Here is a 3,144-nt window from a genome sequence, read left to right as displayed (position 1 = left end):
CGTCAAGGACATCGAACAGCGCACCGTCCGCCCGCGGCCCGCAGCGGAAGCGGCGGCGGCGCAGGCCGCCTCCGCCGTCACCGTCTAATCCGGCCCGAGCGCCGCCCACCCCGGGCGCGCCGGCGTTGGCGCCCCACCCTTTGCACCCTGACTTTCCAAGGAGAACCACCATGGCCTGGACCCGAGATGAAATGGCCGCAATCGCGGCCGAAGAACTGAACGACGGCGACTACGTCAACCTTGGCATCGGCATCCCCACGCTGGTGGCCAACAACCTGCCCGACGGCGTCCGCGTTGTCCTGCAGAGCGAGAACGGCCTGCTCGGCATGGGCCCATTCCCCTTCGAGGGCGAGGAAGACGCGGACCTGATCAACGCCGGCAAGCAGACCGTCACGGTCCTGCCCGGCGGCAGCATCTTCGACTCCGCGACGTCCTTCGGCATGATCCGCGGCGGCCACGTGAAGGTCGCGATCCTCGGTGCCATGCAGGTCTCCGGTGCCGGCGACCTCGCCAACTGGACCATCCCCGGCAAGATGGTCAAGGGCATGGGAGGCGCCATGGACCTCGTGGCCGGCACCCCGCGCGTCGTGGTCCTGACCGAGCACAACGCCAAGGACGGCAGCGCCAAGATCGTCAAGGAATGCACGCTGCCGCTCACCGGGCTCAGCTGCGTGGACCGCATCATCAGCGACCTCGCGGTCTTCGACCTTGTGAAGAATGAACACAAAGCAGGCGGCGGGCGGAAGCTCACGCTCACGCGCCTCGCGCCCGGCGTCACCGTGGAGGAAATCCGCGAAAAGACCGAAGCCGACTTCGATGTCGCGCTCGAATTTGAAGGAGCGACGGCATGAGCCTCAAAGACCAGTTCGGCAAGGACGTCCTGCTCACCGGCTGGGGCCACAGCCGGTTCGGCAAGCTGAGCGAAGAAACCCTGGAGTCCCTGATCGTGCAGGTCGCCACCGAGGCGATCGGCAACGCCGGGATCGAGCCCGGCCAGATCGATGAGATCTACCTCGGCCAGTTCAACTCCGGCATGATGCCGCTGGCCTTCCCGTCCTCCCTGGCACTGCAGGTCTCGGATCAACTGGCCAACGTTCCCTCCACTCGGGTGGAGAACGCCTGCGCCTCCGGCTCGGCCGCATTCCAGCAGGGCACCAAGTCCCTGCTTGCCGGCACCGCGAAGACCGTCCTGGTGATCGGCGCCGAAAAGATGACCCACGCCGGGGCCGACGTCGTGGGCGCGGCCCTGCTCGGCGCGGACTACGACATGGCCGGCAAGGCCTCCACCACCGGGTTCACCGGGCTCTTCGCGGAGGTCGCGAAGCACTACGGCAAGCGCTACGGCGACAGCAACGGAAAGCTCGGCGACGTCCTGGGCACCATCGCGGCGAAGAACCACCGCAACGGCGTCGACAACCCCTACGCCCAGCTCCGCAAGGACCTCGGCGAGGAGTTCTGCCGCACCGTCTCGGACAAGAACCCGATGGTGGCCGATCCGCTGCGCCGCACCGACTGCTCCCCCGTCTCCGACGGCGCCGCCGCCGTCGTCCTCAGCGTTGCCCCTACCGGCGGGGCAACCGCCCCGGTGCGGCTCGCCGGCTTCGGTCAGGCGAACGATTTCTTCCCCGCCGAGCGCCGGGACCCGACCGAATTCGCCGCCACACGCGCCTCCTGGCAGCGGGCCCTGGGGATGGCCGGCGTCGGGCTGGAGGAGCTCGACTTCGCGGAAGTCCACGACTGCTTCACCATTGCCGAACTGCTCATGTACGAGGCCATGGGGCTGGCCGAACGCGGCCAGGGCGCCCGGGCGCTGGAAGAAGGCTGGGTCTTCAAGGACGGCAAGCTGCCGGTCAACGTCTCGGGCGGGCTCAAGGCCAAGGGCCACCCCGTCGGCGCCACCGGCGTCTCCCAGCACGTCATCGCCGCGATGCAGCTCACCGGGACCGCCGGCGACATGCAGCTGGCCAACCCGCGCCGGGCCGCGGTGCAGAACATGGGCGGCGTGGGCATCGCCAACTACGTCAGCGTGCTCGAAGCCCTCTAAAGCAACGCGGGGTCAGATACAGCCCATGCCGGGCGGCTTGATGGGCCGTATCTGACCCCGCGTTGCTTGTCCTCGCCTGCGTGGCCGGCATGCCACGGGACTAAACTCGTTCCCAGCCCATCCACCACAATGCGAGGAGCACCCATGCGCGCCACCATCATCCCCGGTCCCGGCGACATCCGAGTCGAAGACCGCGACTACCCCACCCTCCAGCTGCCCACCGACGTCATCGTGAAGGTCACCGCCTCCTGCGTCTGCGGCTCGGACCTCTGGCCGTACCGCGGGGTCAAGCCCACCCACAAGCCGTCCGCGATCGGGCACGAGTTCATCGGGACGGTCGAAAGCATCGGCGACGACATCAAAGACCTCGCCGTGGGCGACTTCGTGATCGCCCCGTTCGTGGTCAGCTGCGGCGCGTGCCCGCAGTGCCTCGACGGCGTCACGGTGGCCTGCGACCACCTCGCCGGCTGGGGCGGCAAGGATGACACGGGCCACGGGATCGACGGCGGCCAGGGCCAGGCCGTGCGCGTACCGCTCGCCGAGTCCACGCTGGTCAAGGTCCCGGGCGTCACCGACCCGGACGACGCCCTCCGCGCCAGCCTGCTCACGCTCTCAGACGTCATGGCCACCGGCCACCACGCAGCCCTCGCGGCCAAGGCCGGTCCCGGCCGGACGGTCGTGGTGGTCGGCGACGGTGCCGTCGGGCTCTGCGGCGTCCTGGCCGCCAAGCGCCTCGGCGCGGAGCGGATCATCGCCATGTCACGGCACGCCGACCGCCAGGCGATCGCCCGCGAATTCGGGGCCACGGACATCGTCGCCGAACGCGGGGACGAGGGCGTCGCCAAGGTCCGCGAATTGCTTGGCGGTGTGCTCGCCGACTCCGTGCTGGAGTGCGTGGGGACCAAGGAATCCATGGAACAGGCCCTGCACAGCGTCCGCCCTGGCGGCGCCCTCGGCTTTGTCGGCGTCCCCACCGGCGGCGCCGAAGCCCCGCTGCGCTTCCTGTTCGACACCAACATCTCGATCGGGGGCGGCATGGCCCCGGCCAGGACGTACATCCCGGAACTGCTGGCGGACGTGCTGAACGGCACCATCAATCC

The 3,144-nt window shown here is 69.3% G+C and carries 3 protein-coding genes; all 3 read left to right on the top strand.

What is annotated here, in order from left to right:
- Positions 1–170: 170 nt before the first annotated feature.
- Positions 171–851: a CoA transferase subunit B gene (locus tag LQV45_RS22815; RefSeq protein WP_230008949.1), complete on the top strand. Its 681-nt coding sequence runs from the start codon at positions 171–173 to the stop codon at positions 849–851.
- Entirely contained in the window at positions 848–2,044 is a 1,197-nt protein-coding gene (locus tag LQV45_RS22810) for an acetyl-CoA acetyltransferase (RefSeq protein ID WP_230008948.1), read from the top strand. The genes LQV45_RS22815 and LQV45_RS22810 overlap by 4 nt, the downstream gene beginning before the upstream one ends.
- 144 nt (positions 2,045–2,188) lie before the next feature.
- On the top strand, positions 2,189–3,144 hold a 956-nt coding region (locus LQV45_RS22805; RefSeq protein WP_230008947.1), incomplete at its 3' end, for a zinc-binding dehydrogenase.

Source organism: Microbacterium sp. Bi128 (assembly GCF_918698205.1).
This window is presented reverse-complemented; position numbering and strand designations above follow the sequence as displayed.

Coding starts and splice junctions, on each gene's coding strand:
- LQV45_RS22815 (WP_230008949.1), top strand. CDS start 171: ATGGCCTGGACCCGAGATGAAATGGCCGCAATCGCGGCCGAAGAACTG.
- LQV45_RS22810 (WP_230008948.1), top strand. CDS start 848: ATGAGCCTCAAAGACCAGTTCGGCAAGGACGTCCTGCTCACCGGCTGG.